Here is a 16,248-nt window from a genome sequence, read left to right on the forward strand (position 1 = left end):
ATTATATGGTGGCTGTTGAGCTGCTGAGCTGACAGTGGTGGGATGAATCACTCACTTCCCGCTGCAGCGTCGCAAGGGCCATCATCCGGACCCGTCACCGAAGACGGGCCCATTGCTGAGGAAATTCCGCGGTTCTCCAAAGGCTCGGCACTCGCTGTTCTGGTGTGCTGGCTGCTGGTGGTCTTTGACGGCTATGACCTCATTGTTTACGGAACTGTCCAGGCCTCACTGATTTCCGAAACCGGGTGGGGACTGACCAAAGCCACCGCCGGCACCATCGGTTCCATGGCTTTTCTGGGCATGATGATCGGTGCCATCTTCGCCGGACGCATGGCCGACTCATGGGGACGGCGCAAAACCATTCTCGGCTGTGCCATTGTTTTCTCGATCTTCACCATTTTGTGTGCGTTCGCTCCCAACGCAGCCGTGTTCGGCGGCCTTCGCCTCCTGGCCGGTATTGGGCTCGGCGGGCTGGTGCCCTCCGCCAATGCGCTGGTTGCCGAACTGGTCCCCACAAAATGGCGCTCCACCATTGCCACGCTCATGATGTCCGGCGTTCCGATCGGCGGGTCCTTGGCGGCGTTGGTGGGTATCCCGCTGATCCCCGCATTTGGATGGGAAGCCATGTTCCTGGTGGCGGTGCTGGCCTTGGTGATTGTGGTGCCACTGGGATTGAAGTACATCCCGGAAACCCTTACGTCCGGTTCCACCCAGGGCGGGGCAGCCCGGGGTGGGACAGCCCAGGGCGCACCTTCCAGGTCCTCCGCCGGTTTCGGTTCACTGCTCCGCGCACCCTACTTGGGCGTCAGTGTGCTGTTCGCCCTGGCCACCATAGCCACCCTGTTCGCGTGGTACGGCCTGGGCACGTGGTTGCCCAACCTGATGCAGTTGGCCGGGTACAACCTGGGGTCCGCGTTGACCTTCGCGCTGGCACTGAACCTCGGAGCCGTAGCGGGGTCCGTCATTACCGCTTGGGCGGGGACACGCTACGGTCCAATTCCGACGGCGATCGCCGCCGCCGCTGTCGCCGCCGTCGGACTCTTGGTCCTCTTGGTCAGCCCGCCCGTCACCGTGGTCTATTTGGCGCTGGTACTCGCCGGTGTAGGAACCCACGGCACCCAGTGCCTCATCATCGCCGCTGTTGCCAGCCACTATCCGGACCACCTGCGTGGGACGGCCCTCGGCTGGGCACTGGGCACCGGCCGCATCGGCGCCGTGATCGCACCCCAGGTGGGTGGCCTCCTGCTGGCGGCCGGGATGGGCGTCAACTCCAACTTCATCGCCTTCGCCGGCGCCGCAGCGATCGCAGCGATCCTGCTTGCCGGAGTGGGACTCACTATCAAAAACCGTATCTCCCAAGGAGCACTAAATGTCTGAGTACCCCAATTCCACCGATGTCCTGGTTGTGGGAGGGGGAATGGCCGGCCTTGCCGGAGCCCTGGCCCTCCGCGAAAACGGTGCCAACGTCACCCTGGTTGAGCGGGCGCCCGAGTTCGGCGAAGTAGGTGCCGGCCTGCAGATGGCACCAAATGCCTCACGTGTCCTGAAACGCTGGGGTCTGCTGGAGAAAGCGTTGGAAATTGGCGTCCAGCCAAAGCATCTGGTGTTCCGCGATGCTGTTACAGGTGAAGAACTGACAAGGCAGTCGCTCCACGGCGAGTTCGAGGACCGTTACGGCGCGCCTTACGTGGTGATTCACCGCAGCGACCTGCACCGGGTCCTCCTCGAAGGATGTGTTGCTGCCGGGGTAAACCTGGTCAACGACGTCACGGTGGACAGCGTGGAAACCGTGGATGGCCGGGGAGTTGTGCACACCGCAGCTGGTGTGGACTATGAAGCCGATGTAGTGATTGCTGCCGACGGGCTGAAGTCCACTCTCCGCCCGCTGGTGGCCTCTGATGAACCCGTTTCCTCCGCATACGTGGCATACCGGGGAACAGTTCCCATCACCGCGGACACTCCCGCCACCGATCTCGAAGACGTGGTGGTCTACCTTGGACCGGACTGCCACCTGGTGCAGTATCCGCTGCGCAAGGGCGAGTTGCTGAACACTGTGGCCGTCTTCAAATCGCCCTCCTTTGAACGCGGGGAAGAGCAATACGGGGGCGTGGACGAACTGGAAGCAGCCTACAAGGATTGTGTCCCGGCCGTTCAGGCGGCACTGGCCAACCTGGGCACCGGCATCCGCTGGCCCATGTATGACCGGGACCCCATTGAAAACTGGGTTGCCGGCCGCATGGTCCTGATGGGCGACGCCGCCCACCCCATGCTCCAGTACCTCGCACAAGGCGCCTGCCAGGCACTCGAGGACGCGGCCGTGCTGCAGGATGTTACGGCGGGCACGGTCTTCGCAGCCGACCGCGTCAACCCTGCCGACTGGGACGAAGCAATCAGCGCATTCAATACCGCCCGCGCCGCCAGGACTGCCCGCGTTCAGCGCACAGCCCGCGTATGGGGTGAATCCTGGCACGTTTCCGGCCTGGCCCGGACCTTGCGCAATCTGCTGTTTAAGAGCCGGCAGGACAACGACTTCCAGTACAACGATTGGCTGTACGGCCAAGCAGGCGAAGGTGTTCCGGCGCCGGGAGCACCACGGGTTGCCAGTCGGCTGACTGCCTAGGCCGGGCGCCTAAGGCGCGTGCCGTCGTCGTGCGTTGTTTGACGTACGACGACGGTGTGCGGCTTTCGGGGGTAGGCTGCAGAGCCGCTAAAACAGCGGCCAGGGTACTGCTGACATTTCACCGCTCGGAGCCGGAAAGCGGCCCGCTGAGCGCAGGCGTTCGCACCGCGTTGCCAGGGATTCGATCTCTTCGGCAGTCAGTAGATCGGCCAATTCCCGGCCCAGCCCATCCTGCAGCCCTTCGCTGAGGCGATCTATTCCTTCAAGTTCCTCATCGCTGAGGGGATCGCCAAGCCAGCCCCAGAGCACTGTGCGGAGTTTGTGGTCCTGGTGGAAGGTCAACCCATGGTCAACGCCGTGCCGGTGCCCACCCGTCATGGAAAGAACGTGATTGCCTTTGCGGTCCGCGTTGTTGACCACAGCATCGAAAACCGCCATGCGTCTGAGCGCGGGGGAGTCTTCGTGAACAAGGGCAACCATCCGTCCGTTCTGGTCCTGTCCCTCAAGAACGTGTTTCCAGCCTGTCTCCGGGACCTCATCTGTTGGCATGAGGTTGACGGCCCGTTCAATGGGGTCTTGTTCCTTCCAGAGCTGGACCATTCCTTCGCCCAACGGACCATCACGCAGCCAGGTGCGCGGCACTATGTCCCAACCGAAAGCCTCCGAGACCAGGTAAGCGGCCACCTCCCGCTCGGCCAAGGTGCCGTGGGGAAAGTCCCACAGCGGGCTTTCACCTGCCATGGGCTTGTAGACCACCTCCACGTCACCGATGGTTCCGAGGAACGTAGCGTTGGAAGCGGTGGTGATGCGGCCCGTGAGCATCAGCTCGGCAGCAAGGAGGTCCGGCGCCGGCATCAGGCCTCGGTAATGGTGCAGGTGTGTCCGTCGGCATCCATCGGGTAACCGCACAGCGGGCAGATGGGACGGCCTGCCCCTACAATCTCGCGGGTGCGCTTGGCGAATGCCCGGGCCGTCCCCACAGGAATGCGGACCAGCAGCATTTCGGCCACGTTGGGGTTGTCCTCATCGAAGGATTCCTCGTCTTCAGGATCGATCTCAGAGAGGGGGTAGGCCTCAATGACCACCTGGGCTGTGGTGGGATCCCAGCCAAGGCTCATGGCGCCTGTGCGGAATTGTTCTTCCACCGGCTCAAGGGGATCGTTGTCCACAAGCTCAATGGGGGTACCGGTGGGAACACTGAACGGGTTGCCGTCCACTGTAATGAGTTGATCGAGAATTTCGTCGATCTTGTCCGCGAGCACAGCTGACTGCTGCTTCTCCAAGGCAATACTTACAATCTGTTTCCCTGCGCGGACCTGCAGGTAGAACGTCCGTGACCCCGGAACGCCAATGGTGCCAACAACAACTCGATCAGGCCAGGCAAACTCGTGAACACGTGTAGGCATGTCAGTATTTTAGGCACATATGGTTCATGGCGCCTTCTGCCCCGCACCGCCGCCCACCGGCGCGTCGCCGGAGTGCAGGCCGCTTGATAGCCAGCCCAGATCACCGGCATCAGTGTTGGTTGCGTAGACGCTGGGCCGGTGGGGTCCGTAGCGGATGATCGACACTGACGCGGGGCCGACGTTCAACCGTTGGAACAAGTCAAGGTGCATGCCGAGTGCATCGGCGAGGATCGACTTGATGACATCGCCATGGCTGACCGCCACCCATACCGCTCCTGGACCGTGCTCGGCTTCAAAGGCTGCATCATGGCGCCGGATCGCGGCCACGGACCTGGCCTGCATGGCGGCCATTGACTCACCGCCGGGAAACACGACGGCGGAGGGTTGGGTTTGCACCACCGGCCACAGGTCCTCGGTGGCAAGATCACTGAGCAAGCGGCCCTGCCACTGGCCGTAATCACACTCGGTCAGATCCAGTTCCACCGGTGCGTACGGGGTGCCGGTTTGCCGGTCAAGGATGAACCGGGCGGTCTGCAGGCAACGTTCAAGAGGACTGGACACCACTCCCACTACAGGAACTGCCGAAATCCGGTCCGCGGTAAGGGCAGCCTGTTCGCGGCCTGTCTGGTCCAGGCTGACACCATCGGCCCGCCCGGCCAGAAGTCCCGTGGCATTGGCTGTGGTGCGTCCGTGCCGGACAAGAATTACTGTCGCCATGCACCCAGCCTAACCACCTGCACGACGCCGGCGCGCACCATAACGCCCGGGAAACCGGAAACCTGGTGCAGGGAAGGAAGATCGTGGATCGCCTAAACTATCCGCGGGCTGAAGTTGGGAGTATTAGAGTGGATGTATGGCTGCAAGCCGGAATCCGCTCGATGAGCTGCGCGAGACCATTGGCCACCTGGCCAATCAGCTCAAGCTGTCCGGCTCTGAGCGCGTAGACGATCTTGTGGGCGATCTTGTTGCTGCCAGGCCGGGGCCAGCCCGGCCGCTGTCTGAGGTGCAGGCCGAGCTTGACGCACTGGTGGGGCTGGAGACTGTTAAGGAACAAGTGCGCGCTCTGGTGGCATTGCTCCAGGTCCAGGCCCGCCGTAAAGCACACGGCCTCCCGGAGGTTGCTACATCACAGCATCTGGTGTTCCTGGGGAACCCCGGGACGGGAAAGACCACCGTGGCGCGGCTTTTGGCGGAAATGTACCGCGCTGTGGGTTTGCTGCAAAAAGGTCACTTGGTGGAGGTTGATCGTTCAGGCCTCGTGGGGCAGTACGTGGGGGCGACGGCCATCAAAACGGACAGGGTTATTCGGCGTGCCTTGGATGGAGTTTTGTTCATCGACGAGGCCTATGCGCTGGCCCCGGAGGACGGCCGAATGGACTTTGGACCCGAGGCCATTGAGGTCCTTCTGAAGCGGATGGAGGACCACCGCCACCGGCTGGTGGTGATTGTGGCCGGGTACCCTCGCCTGATGGAAGCCTTCCTGCTTTCCAACCCTGGGCTCCGCTCCCGCTTCGCCCGGGAAATCACCTTCCCCAACTACTCCGTGGATGAACTCCACACCATTTTTCACCGGATGCTTGCCCAGCACGAGTACACACTCGAACCAGGCGCGGACCATATGCTGCGACGTATCCTTGCCGGCCTCCACGCCGGTGAGGATTCCGGTAACGCGCGGTTCGCCCGCACTCTGTTCGAGCAGGCGCTCAACCGGCAGGCGCTGCGGCTTTCGCTCAATGAAGATCAAAGCCTGGACGCCCTTGATCGCGAAGCAGTGATGACCCTTACCGGGGAGGACATCGTTGAGGCAGCGCTGGCCTTGGGCGAAGAGCCGGAACCTGAGCCTACGCCGGAATCGGAGCGGTCGCGTTGGTGGAACTGGCTGGTCTGAACGGACTAGGTGTTGTTCTTTGCCATCGCCGGTCCAATCAGGTCCAGCAAAATGGTCAAGGCTTTGGAAAGCTGCAGGTCGGTGACGGCCCCGTAGCCGAGAACGAGCCCGTTTTCGGGTGGCCGGTCCGCGTAATACCCGGCCAAGGGAATGACCTCTACTCCCAGCAGCAATGCCTTGGCAGCCACCTCGCTGGCATCGGGGTGGTGGAACCGTACAACGGCGTGCAGACCGCCGTCGAGGGCTGAGAGTTCCAGGCCCGGCCGCGAACCCAGTCGGTCAATGAGGAGTTCTCTGCGATGCGCGTATTCGCGCCTGGCGCGGGTGATGTGACGGGAAAGCCCGCCTGCCTGGATGTAATGGGCAATGGCTGACTGCAGTACGCCGGACACCGGCGTGTCCAAGGCTTCCCTCGTGGCTTTCAACTGTTGACCGGATTCGCCGCGAACCACCAGATATCCGCATCGGAGCCATGGGCTGAGGTTCTTCGAGAATGTTCCAAGCAGGGCGACGTCGGCCCCGCCGGGTAAGGACGCCATGGCAGGAAGCGGCATTCTGCTGTGCCGGAATTCGCTGTCGTAGTCATCTTCAAGGACAAGTACTCCGTGCTGCTCCGCCCATGCCAGCAGCCCGAGCCTCTCCTGGACAGTCATCCTGCCGCCCAGGGGGTATTGATGGCTGGGGGTGACCAGCACTGCATCCGGCATGTCCTTCACTGCGCGCAGCTGCGAGCTCTTCAGGCCGTTTTCGTCCACGGGGGCTGTGACGATGCGGGCCCCTGCTGCCCTCATGACTCTGCGTGCGGTGGGATAGCCGGGGTCCTCAACAAGGACGCGCGGCTGCGCTGTTTGGTTGCGGAGCATCGCGACAACCAATTGCAGGGCGTCGCTGGTGCCGCCGGTGATGAGAACGTCATTGGCATCGACGGCCAGGCCTCTGGACAGGGCCAAATGATCGGCCACTGCTTTCCGCAGGGCCGGAGTTCCCAATGCAGGTGGGAGCTGGACTTTGCCTTGCCCGGCCAGGGCAGACTTCCATGCGCTGCGCCATTGCCTGTCCTGAAACGGCGATCCTGAGGGGCGTCCGGGTGTCAGGTCTATCACTTCCGCCTGCGGTGACGGGCGTGATGGCTCTCTACGCAGGAGGGGGCGGCTGCTGATGTCAGGGCGGATGGCCACCTTGGTTCCGCCGGCGCCGTTGCTCAGGAGGAACCCTTCGCCGGAGAGTTGCTCGAATGCCCGCACCACCACGCCGCGGGAGACAGCCAGGTCCGCGGCGAGTCTTCTGGTGGCAGGCAGTGTGTCCTCCGGCTGCAGGACGCCGCTGAGGATGGCGCCGCGCAGTTGGCTTGCCATCTGGGCAGAGAGGGAGGCGGGGCTGTTCCTGTCCAGAGATATAGGTAGCTCAGCTTCGCGCATTTGGACCTCCAGAGTCAGTCATTCTTGGATCTAGTGTAGGACCAAGATCTTGGGGAGCATGGACAGAGTCATCCAAAGGGCTGCACTGCTGCAGCACGACGAAAGCAGGATTCAGTGTTCGACGGCCTCAGCGCTTTTCCCCTCACTCCCATGGACGGTGAAAGCGTGGACCTCAAGTCCCTTGGCAAGCTGGTGAGCCGTGCCGCCGAGGCGGGTGCGGATTCGCTGGGCGTTCTTGGTTCAACGGGAAATTACGCATACCTCTCCCGTGAGGAACGCCGGACAGTGCTTGAAACGGCAGTTGGTGCCGCCAACGGTGTTCCGGTCCTCGCCGGAGTGGGAGCTGTCCGCACCCGTGACGTCCTTGCCCATGCCGGTGATGCGCACAGCGCCGGCGCTTCGGCTCTGCTCCTGGCCCCGGTGTCCTACCAAAAGCTTTCCGACGCAGAGGTTTTTGGCCTCTTCGAGACTGTGGCGTCAGAGTCCGATCTTCCAGTGGTTGTCTATGACAATCCGGGCACCACAGGTTTTAGCTTCAGCGATGACTTGCTCGCAAGGATTGCCAGGATCCCGGGAGTTGCTTCCATCAAGATTCCACCGCCCCCGTCCGGGGAAGTTGCAGCGCGAATCTCCAAGCTCAAGCCGGGATTGCCGGAGCAGGTATCACTGGGCATTAGTGGTGACTGGGTGGCCGCGGAGGCACTGCTGGCCGGATGCAACGTTTGGTACTCCGTGATTGCCGGGGTGTTGCCCCGCCATGCACGGACCCTTGTTGATCACGCCATCGCGGGTCGTCGCGATCTGGCGTTGGCCGATTCGGAGGCTCTGGAACCCCTATGGTCGCTGTTCCGCACCTATGGGAGTCTTCGCGTCACTGCAGCTTTGGCCGAGGATCTTGGCGTTGTTCCGTCTTCAGCATTGCCACTGCCGCTGCGCGGCTTGGATTCGCGGGGGCGGGAGAAAGTGGCCGAGGCCATCGGGCAATGCAATCTGGAGGCTTAGCCGTTGGCACAGGATTCATCTTCGGCCACACAGGAAGTGACGGGTGGTCTTGCGCGCTATGTTTTGGCCGCCACCCTGGCGCGCAGCTCCGATGGCGGGGCTGTGGTGGCCATAGTGCTGTTGGCCACCACCAGTGGCGCATCAGGGTGGTTGGCCGGGATTCTGGGGGCTTGCATCACGGCGCCGCATCTCCTCGGCCCCCTCGTGGCGCGCAGCCTCGATACCGCCAAGGATGGCAGGACAGTCATCGCCTGGGCGTGCGTGATTCACGGCGTGACGCTCGCAGCGGCGGTCCTGCTCTTCCCGGTGACTCCACCCCTGGTGCCCGGCCTCCTCCTCATCGCATCCGGACTGGTGGGCCCACTCCTGACAGGCGGCATCAGCAGCAGGCTAACAGCAATCGCCGGCCCGGACAGGACCAGCCAAAGGCGCGCCCAGGGTTGGGACGTGGCCACCTACGGCATCGGTGGGACGATCGGACCGTCCCTGGTGGCTGCGGTCTCGGCCTGGGTCAACCCGGCCACTGCTGCGCTGATCCTTTCAGGGGCAACGTTCGGTGCCGCCGCCGTCGTCAGGCTTCTGCCGTATGCGCCTCCGGCGACGGTTGCAGCTGAAGTTCCCCGGCCCGGCCGGACGCTGCTGATGATGGTCTCCAGCGGCCCGTTGCGACGAACCCTCTACATGACTGTTGTGGTGGCCCTTTCCGTGGCCTCGCTGCCGATTACCGCGGTGGCGTCCACGGGGGAGCTGGGCGTAGTGCCGGCCGCGGCCGGGGTTATGACAGCCGTTTACGGGCTCGGCGGACTCCTGGGTTCAGCGGGGGTCATGATACGGCCGTTGAGAACCGACGCGGATCCGTTGATGACCTGGCTGGCTGCCGCGGTGGGGATTGCCTTATGCGGTGCAGCCATAGCAAGGACATTCCCGACGGCGATTGCAGCGTTTGCGATTGCCGGAGTACTGAATTCCTACTTTTTCGCCTCCACGTTGGCTGCACGCAGCGAGTATTCGCCGCCCGGTGCCAGGGGGCAGGTTTTCGTCTGGATCGGCGCCCTGAAAATCACTGCCGGGTCAGCCGGCACCGCACTTGCCGGCGCCTTCATTGCCCCCGCAGCCCAACTTCCCCTCTACTTGGCGTCCGGGCTCACTGTGGTGGCGGTGGTTGTGTCAGTGATGGACCGACGAGGGGAGCGGCTAGGGGGTTGCCGCCGGTCCCCGCGGCAACGGTTAAGGTGAATCGTAGATATTCCGTTAGCCCCCATCAGTCAGGAGCCCCAATGCCAAAGAATCCACGCGATGGGATAGACGCGCAGATTCTTTCGGAGCTAAGGCAAAATGCCCGCATCAGTTTGGCCCAACTGGGCGAGAAGGTGCTGCTTTCCCGCAATGCTGTGCGGCAGCGCATTGAACGGCTTGAGCGGGACGGCTTCATCAACGGCTACACCATCAAGGAATCCGCGGGTGATGGAGCCGCCACCGTCAATGCAGTACTCCTCATCCAGCGACAGGACAGGATGCGCGGAGGCGATGTCATTGCCGGCCTGCGGGCGATCCCGGAAATCACTACGTGCGACGTCGTGAGCGGGGAGCTCGACCTGGTGGCACGGGTAGAAGCACCTGATGCCGCAAGAATCCAGGAAATCTGGCGTCAGGTATCGGAATTTCCCGGAGTCCGCGACATCACCACCGCGCTATCGCTGTCCACCGTTATTGATCGGCAGCTCGCCCGTGATGGCGGGCCGCGGTCATGAGGCGATAGCAACGACTTTGGGCTGGGTCATTTCCTCGTAGGCAAAGTGAACGCCTTCACGGCCCATGCTGCCGTACTTGGAACCACCAAACGGCATGGCGTCATGCCGGTAGTCCGAGGAATCATTGATCATCACCCCACCGGCATCGATCGCTTTGGCCATTGCCAGGGCCCGGCCCAGATCCTTGGTGAAAACACCGGCCTGCAGGGCGTACTCGGTGTCATTAGCCAGCTCGATCGCCTCCTCGGCGGTGTCGAAGGGTTCCACCAAAACTACCGGGGCGAAAAGTTCCTCGCTCCAAGCCTCACAGCTACGGGGAACCCCCGTGAGCACAGCCGGTGTCAGGAGTGGGCCATCCAGGGTACCGCCGGTGAGCAGCTGCGCACCGGCGGCTACGGCGTCATCGATCTTGCGTTTCGCTTCGGCGGCGGAGGCGTTGCTGATCATGGGCCCGACGTCGGTTTGTTCGCTCCGAGGGTCCCCGGTCTTCAGCGCCGAGGTTTTCGTGACGAAGTCCTGCAGGAAAGCCTCGAAGACAGTCCTCTGGACAAGGATGCGCTGCGCACCGATGCAGTTCTGCCCGGCAGCCCAGAAGGAACCGGACACACTGGCTTCCACCGCGGCGGGAAGGTGGGCGTCGTCGAACACTATGACAGGTGCGTTGCCGCCCAGTTCCATGGACAAGCGCTTGAGGCCGGCGCTCGCCGAGATGGCCCGGCCTGTGGCAAATCCTCCCGTGAAGGAGACCATGCGTACCAGTTTGGAGGAGACCATGGTTTGGGCGATGGAACGGTCACCCAGGACAACGGTGACAAACTCCGCCGGCAGGCCCGCTTCCCGCAGCAGGTCCACCAGGAGGATGGCCGTCAAGGGAGTCAGCTGGGAAGGCTTGAGGATGACCGTGTTGCCGCTGGCGATCGCCGGGCCGAGCTTGTGCGCCACGAGGTTCAAAGGGTCGTTGTACGGGGTGATGGCCGCAATGAGGCCCAACGGTTCCCGGGTGAACCATCCCTGACGGTTCTCAGAACCTGCAAAGGAATCGAAAGGGACCACTTCGCCAACGTTCCTGCGTGTCTCCGCCGCGGACAGTTTGAGGGTATTCACGGCACGGGAAACTTCTTTGGCCGCCTGCTTGATGGTCTTGCCGGCTTCGGCAACGATCAGCTCCGCCACTTCGTGGGACCGCTCCCGGAGAAGGCCGGCAGCGGTGTCCAGGATGCGGCCGCGCTCGTGCCGGGGCATGGCGGCCGCTGCCCCCGTGGCAGAAGCGGCGCGAATCAATTCCAGCTGCACCTCTGACTCGCTGCATTGGGGCAAGCATGCCAAGGCCGTACCGTCAAACTTGTTGTACACCACCAAATCCCGGGTTGGCGCCGCGGCCTTGGTGTCGGCAATAGCTGTTTCAGGCACGGACGGCTCCTTTGACGAATTCGTTGACGGCCATGATGTCCGAGATCAGCGCGTAGGCGGTCTCAACGCGGCCAGCGCCCGGGCCGGAAACGGTGACGGCGCCGAGAAGATCTGTGGTGAAGGAAACGGCGTTGGTGGCACCTGATATGCCGGCCAGTGGGTGGTCCGCCGCAAGGGCAACGGGTTGGACAGAGGCAACGATGCTGCCATCGGCGTTGCGCCGCGCTTCGCCGATCAGTTTCCATCGGAGGCCCGCGGCCAATGCCTTGGATACGTCTGCGCTGGTGATGTCCTGAATGCCGGTTGTCGATACCTCGCTGGGGTGGATGCTGGCCCCGAGGAGTTCGTTGGCCAAGATAGCCACCTTCAACCGGACATCGGAACCAGCAATGTCCGCTGTGGGGTCAGCTTCGGCGTATCCAAGATCCTGGGCTTCGATGATGGCTTCGTCCAATCCCAAACCGGCTTCCATGCGGCCCAGGACGTAGTTGCTGGTCCCGTTGAGGATTCCCTGGACCGCGGTGAGTTTCAGGCCTCCCAGCATCTTGTGCGCCAATCGGATGACTGGTGTGCCACTCATGACGGCGCCCTCGTATTCGAAGCGAACCCCATTATCTGCGGCGAGTTTACTGAGCTCGGTGCCCCGCAAAGCTACGGGTCCCTTGTTGGTGCTCACCACGTGTTTACCGGATTCCAGAGCCCACTTAACGTGGGAAACAGCCGGTTCGCCGTCCACCGGACTGGTGAAGGTAGCCTCGACGACGATGTCGGCGGGACTGTTCCTGATGACCTCTTCGTTGCGGGGGTCCGGGCTGCCTCCGGGGAGCCCGGCGAAGGAGGTTCCCCGGGGCATCGACAGGGCGGCGCCAAGATCTATGCCCTCGGCCTGGACAAGCGAGCCCAGGGCAAGGTCAGTGATGGCCACAATACGGAGTCCGAATCCGAGGGAAGCGAAGCGTTGCGGTTCATCGCGGATCAGTTCGGCCAGGGCGCGATTGACGCCTCCGAAACCAATCAGGGCCAGGTTGTAGGTAGTCACGGGATCTCCTTTGAAGGGCGGTGGTGCTGTCCTTCAAGCCTCGTTCCCGGGAGTGTCAGTTACGTAGGTACGAACCGCTCGTTGCGGATGCCGAAACGTCCAAAAACTCAGGCGGTTCGGTCTGATCGACCGTCGACCGCACCATGACCCTGAGAAACATGGCCCTCGGTCACAGGCAGCGGGTCAGCAGGCGATCACGTTGACGGCGAGACCGCCCCTGGATGTCTCCTTGTACTTGCTCTTCATATCTGCGCCGGTCTCACGCATGGTCTTGATGGCTGTGTCCAGGGAAACATGATGGGTACCATCGCCACGCAGACTGATCCGGGCGGCGTTAATGGCTTTGTTGCTGGCCACTGCATTGCGTTCAATGCAGGGGATCTGCACCAAACCGCCTACGGGGTCGCAAGTCAGGCCCAGGTTGTGCTCAATCCCGATTTCGGCGGCGTTCTCCACCTGCTCAGGGGTCCCGCCGAGGATCTCGCAGAGCGCCCCGGCAGCCATGGAACATGCCGAGCCCACTTCCCCTTGGCAACCCACTTCTGCCCCGGAGATTGAGGCGTTCTTTTTGAACAGGACTCCAATGGCAGCTGCAGTAAGGAGGAACCGTACTACCGCTTCTTCGTTGGCTCCAGGAATGAACTTCATGTAGTAGTGCAGAACGGCAGGAATGATGCCTGCCGCGCCGTTGGTGGGAGCCGTGACGACCCGCCCGCCGGTGGCGTTTTCTTCGTTGACAGCCAGGGCGAACAGGTTCACCCAGTCCAGAGCACGCAAAGGATCGCTGGCGTCGTCTTTTGCCTGGAGGTCCGCCAGGAGCCGCGGAGCACGACGACGGACCATCAGGTTGCCGGGGAGGTGAGCTTCGGTTCGGCTGCAGCCGCGCGAGACGCACTCCTTCATGGTTTCCCAAATGTGGAGGAGCTCCGAACGGGTTTCCTGCTCGCTGCGCCAGACGCCCTCATTGGCCAGCATGATGTCGCTGATTGAAAGGCCGTCCTTGGCGCAGTGGGCCAACAATTCCCCGGCGTTGGAGAAGGGGTAGGGGAGTTCTACGGTGTCGGGTTCCACCTTGCCCACAGCGTCTTCGTCCACAACAAAGCCGCCTCCCACCGAGTAGTAGACGCGTTCCGCCAAAACGTTCCCCTGACCGTCGAAGGCCTGGAACCGCATGCCGTTGGGGTGCGCCGGAAGGGATTGCCGCAAGTGCAGCACCACGTCATTGGCTCTGTTGAAGGAGATCATCCGGCGCCCCGCGAGCATGATCTTTTTGGCCTCCGTGGCTTGGTCTACAGCTCGGTCCGCCGTGAGGGTCTCCACGGATTCCGGGTCTTCGCCCATGAATCCGAGGATGATTGCTTTGTCCGAGCCGTGCCCACGTCCAGTAGCCCCCAGAGATCCGAAAAGTTCAGCGTGAAGGCGATCAACGGCGTCGATCATTTGCTCTTTTTCAAGGGCCTGAATGAAGGAACGGGCTGCGCGCATGGGCCCTACTGTGTGAGAGGACGAGGGACCGATGCCAATCGAAAACAGGTCAAGGGCGCTCAAGGCCATGGGTTACCTCCAGGGGTTTCAGTTGGGATCTTTACCCAGCTTGGAGGTGAATCGTGGCGGCGTCCATCGAAAAGTTGTGAACAGAAACTCAAGCAGGACTTAACAATGCATCGAGACTCAGAGTCAATGCCCAGGGGAGTCAGGCTTTAGGGCGGGCGTCGGTTGCCCTGCGTAGTTCATCGACGACGGCAGTAATGGCCGGCGATTCGCGGCTGGCGGCCCGGTGGAGAACGATGATGTTGCGCCCGTAGCCCGGATCAACGCGGCGTACCACCAGGTCCTCCGTTTCGCGTCCGAGGTTCAGTTCACTCATCAGCGCCACGCCCAGGCCGCCGCGAACCAATCCGAGCATGGCCATGAGGTTGCGGCAATTGGCTACGACATTGGGCTCAAACCCGGCATCCCGACAGGTTTGGCGAACGAACTGCTCAAAGACGCTGCCTTCCTGGTCCAGGATCCAGCGTTCGTCAGCGAAGTCTGAGAGCGTGGCGTCCGCGGACCCGTGCCGGTCTCCCGGGAGGCATAGGATGATCTCGTCCCTGCCCAGGATGGTCTTTACCAGCCCTTCATCCTGGACATCGTGCAGGTCATCCACCACCGCCACATCAATGTGCCCGGCTCTCAGCTGGGCCACACTTTCGAAGGGTTCCAGGTCCGAGACCATCAATTCCAACCGCGGATAATCGCCCTGTAAGGTCCTGAGCGCCGAGGGGAGCACCGTGCTGCAGAAGCTGGGGAAGGCACTGATTGTCAGCCGCCCGCGGACGTCTGTTTGAAGCTTCTTCAGGTTGGCCTCAGCAGCTTCAACCTCAGTGGCGATCCTGGCATAGTGTTCCACCAGCATGAGACCGGCATCGGTCAGGCGAACGTTCCTCCCTGCACGGACCAGCAGGGCCAGGCCGGCCTCTCTTTCGAGCACTGCCAGCTGTTGGCTTACTGCCGATGTTGTCATGTGAAGCTTGGTGGCAGCGGCGGTCATTGTTCCCTCGAGGGCGAGAGTTTTGAGGATTTGAAGTCTTCGGATATCCAGCAAGGGGCCTCCAGGGTTTAGGACCACTTAAGCTTAGATGCCCGGAGCAGCTAGTTGCCGACTACGGGTGGACAAACCCCATGGTCGCGGCGCCTTGTTCGTCAATGAGCCTGCCCAAGTGCTTGCTCATCCTGAACACCACGCTCCGATCAACAATTCTGGCGCTGGGCACTGCTGCCTCCAAAGCGGCTTCGAAACGCATCACATCCGACATTTCCCGAAGCCACACTGCCACTACGAGGTTGTATTGGCTTGCAACGGCCAGCGCTGTACGGGCCTCGGGAATCCGGGCCATCAGTCCGGGCATCTGTTGTATGTGCTTTGCCGCGGTTCGCATGAAGTACCAAGCGTAGACGGGCCAACCGGTAACGGTCCGGGCCACGTCCGTTCGGATCCGGAGCATGCCATCTGCGCGCATGCGGGCCAGCCCGTCGGCGACGCGCTGCTCGCTGAGGCCGTGCTCGGCAGCGATCCGGCTGACTGTACGCCGCCCGTCTTCCGTCAGGCAGTGGCGAAGCGCCGCTTCGACGTCAGGGTGCACTGCCCGCGGTGCCCTGGCGCGAGGTGGGCGGGGCCGTGGGACTTTCGCGGCATCTTGGGGACTCAGGGCTCGCATCCTCCAGTCGGAAGCTTCCATGATGATTTCGGTGACTAGGTGGGTTTGGGTGTTCCTGACGCCGTCCAGGATTCCGATGCTGTTGGTGACGATATTCCAAATGGAAAGGGGGTTATCTGCATGCATGGTGGCCAACAGATCGCGTCCGCCCGAGGTGTGGTCCAGGGTCAGCACCTCCGGGATCCGTGCGAGGTGCCGGGCAACATCGCTGATCTGCTGGGGGTGGCACGTGATATCGATCAGGGCAGACGCTCCGCCCGGGAAGATTCCGGTGGTCCAGGCAAGCCCACGTTCCTTCAGGGACTCAAATCGTCGGGCCAGGGTGACGGCATCCACGCCGATCACGGGTGCCAGCTCGCTCCACGAGGCCCGCCCCTCTATCTGAAGGGCATGGATGATGCGTTCCTCAAGAGGATCAAGCACATTTTTCGACACGGAATGAATCATATCCACGGAAAACTGCAATTTCATCAACCGGAAACATGGAGCTCTCATGATGTTGTGATCCCGTTCA

15 protein-coding genes are annotated in these 16,248 nt (G+C 62.4%); 6 read left to right on the top strand and 9 right to left on the bottom strand.

The features are described 5' to 3' along the window. Window positions 1-42 precede the first annotated feature (42 nt). Both ABI796_RS08990 and ABI796_RS08995 read left to right on the top strand, forming a co-directional pair. Window positions 43-1,377 carry an MFS transporter gene (locus ABI796_RS08990; protein ID WP_141282167.1) on the top strand — a complete coding sequence of 445 codons (1,335 nt, stop codon included), beginning with the start codon at window positions 43-45 and terminating at the stop codon, window positions 1,375-1,377. Continuing rightward, the gene (locus ABI796_RS08995) at window positions 1,370-2,620 is read left to right on the top strand and encodes an FAD-dependent oxidoreductase (RefSeq protein ID WP_141282169.1); all 1,251 of its coding nucleotides are present in this window, start codon (window positions 1,370-1,372) and stop codon (window positions 2,618-2,620) included. The genes ABI796_RS08990 and ABI796_RS08995 overlap by 8 nt, the downstream gene beginning before the upstream one ends. An 87-nt stretch (window positions 2,621-2,707) precedes the next feature. Here ABI796_RS08995 and ABI796_RS09000 read toward each other — a convergent pair whose 3' ends face one another. From ABI796_RS09000 to ABI796_RS09010, 3 genes are read right to left on the bottom strand one after another with little or no spacing between them, the layout of a single operon-like run. Beyond that, entirely contained in the window at window positions 2,708-3,475 is a 768-nt protein-coding gene (locus ABI796_RS09000; RefSeq protein WP_141282171.1) for an SCO1664 family protein, read from the bottom strand. Further along, window positions 3,475-4,026: a DUF3090 domain-containing protein gene (locus ABI796_RS09005; RefSeq protein WP_141282173.1), complete on the bottom strand. Its 552-nt coding sequence runs from the start codon at window positions 4,024-4,026 to the stop codon at window positions 3,475-3,477. The genes ABI796_RS09000 and ABI796_RS09005 overlap by 1 nt, the downstream gene beginning before the upstream one ends. Before the next feature lie 24 nt (window positions 4,027-4,050). Further along, window positions 4,051-4,743: a histidine phosphatase family protein gene (locus ABI796_RS09010; RefSeq protein WP_141282175.1), complete on the bottom strand. Its 693-nt coding sequence runs from the start codon at window positions 4,741-4,743 to the stop codon at window positions 4,051-4,053. Window positions 4,744-4,879: 136 nt separating this feature from the next. On the opposite strand from ABI796_RS09010, the gene ABI796_RS09015 reads away from it, so the two are divergent. Then, a complete protein-coding gene (locus ABI796_RS09015; RefSeq protein WP_141282177.1) occupies window positions 4,880-5,914 on the top strand; it encodes an AAA family ATPase in 1,035 nt (344 codons plus the stop codon). 5 nt (window positions 5,915-5,919) lie between these two features. Here ABI796_RS09015 and ABI796_RS09020 read toward each other — a convergent pair whose 3' ends face one another. Then, entirely contained in the window at window positions 5,920-7,332 is a 1,413-nt protein-coding gene (locus ABI796_RS09020; protein ID WP_141282179.1) for a PLP-dependent aminotransferase family protein, read from the bottom strand. A 114-nt stretch (window positions 7,333-7,446) separates the two neighbouring features. Between ABI796_RS09020 and ABI796_RS09025 the strand changes: the two genes are divergently transcribed. From ABI796_RS09025 to ABI796_RS09035, 3 genes are read left to right on the top strand one after another with little or no spacing between them, the layout of a single operon-like run. After that, window positions 7,447-8,334, top strand: a complete 888-nt coding sequence (locus ABI796_RS09025; protein ID WP_141282181.1) for a dihydrodipicolinate synthase family protein — start codon at window positions 7,447-7,449, stop codon at window positions 8,332-8,334. Between the two features lie 3 nt (window positions 8,335-8,337). Next, window positions 8,338-9,570, top strand: coding sequence for an MFS transporter (locus ABI796_RS09030; RefSeq protein WP_246095695.1), 1,233 nt, complete (start codon window positions 8,338-8,340; stop codon window positions 9,568-9,570). Between the two features lie 41 nt (window positions 9,571-9,611). Continuing rightward, the gene (locus ABI796_RS09035; RefSeq protein ID WP_141282183.1) at window positions 9,612-10,085 is read left to right on the top strand and encodes an Lrp/AsnC family transcriptional regulator; all 474 of its coding nucleotides are present in this window, start codon (window positions 9,612-9,614) and stop codon (window positions 10,083-10,085) included. On the opposite strand, the gene ABI796_RS09040 is transcribed toward ABI796_RS09035, so the two are convergent. The 5 genes from ABI796_RS09040 to ABI796_RS09060 form a co-directional block, all read right to left on the bottom strand. After that, window positions 10,080-11,495, bottom strand: coding sequence for an aldehyde dehydrogenase family protein (locus ABI796_RS09040; RefSeq protein ID WP_141282185.1), 1,416 nt, complete (start codon window positions 11,493-11,495; stop codon window positions 10,080-10,082). The genes ABI796_RS09035 and ABI796_RS09040 overlap by 6 nt on opposite strands. Next, window positions 11,488-12,534: a homoserine dehydrogenase gene (locus ABI796_RS09045; RefSeq protein ID WP_141282187.1), complete on the bottom strand. Its 1,047-nt coding sequence runs from the start codon at window positions 12,532-12,534 to the stop codon at window positions 11,488-11,490. The genes ABI796_RS09040 and ABI796_RS09045 overlap by 8 nt, the downstream gene beginning before the upstream one ends. A 183-nt stretch (window positions 12,535-12,717) precedes the next feature. Then, entirely contained in the window at window positions 12,718-14,088 is a 1,371-nt protein-coding gene (locus ABI796_RS09050) for an L-serine ammonia-lyase (protein ID WP_141282189.1), read from the bottom strand. Window positions 14,089-14,227: 139 nt separating this feature from the next. Continuing rightward, window positions 14,228-15,145, bottom strand: coding sequence for a LysR family transcriptional regulator (locus ABI796_RS09055; RefSeq protein ID WP_281283970.1), 918 nt, complete (start codon window positions 15,143-15,145; stop codon window positions 14,228-14,230). Window positions 15,146-15,179: 34 nt separating this feature from the next. Continuing rightward, entirely contained in the window at window positions 15,180-16,169 is a 990-nt protein-coding gene (locus ABI796_RS09060; RefSeq protein ID WP_246095697.1) for an Lrp/AsnC family transcriptional regulator, read from the bottom strand. Window positions 16,170-16,248: the final 79 nt, after the last annotated feature.

Source organism: Paenarthrobacter aurescens (assembly GCF_041549525.1).
Classification (GTDB): Bacteria; Actinomycetota; Actinomycetes; order Actinomycetales; family Micrococcaceae; genus Arthrobacter; species Arthrobacter aurescens.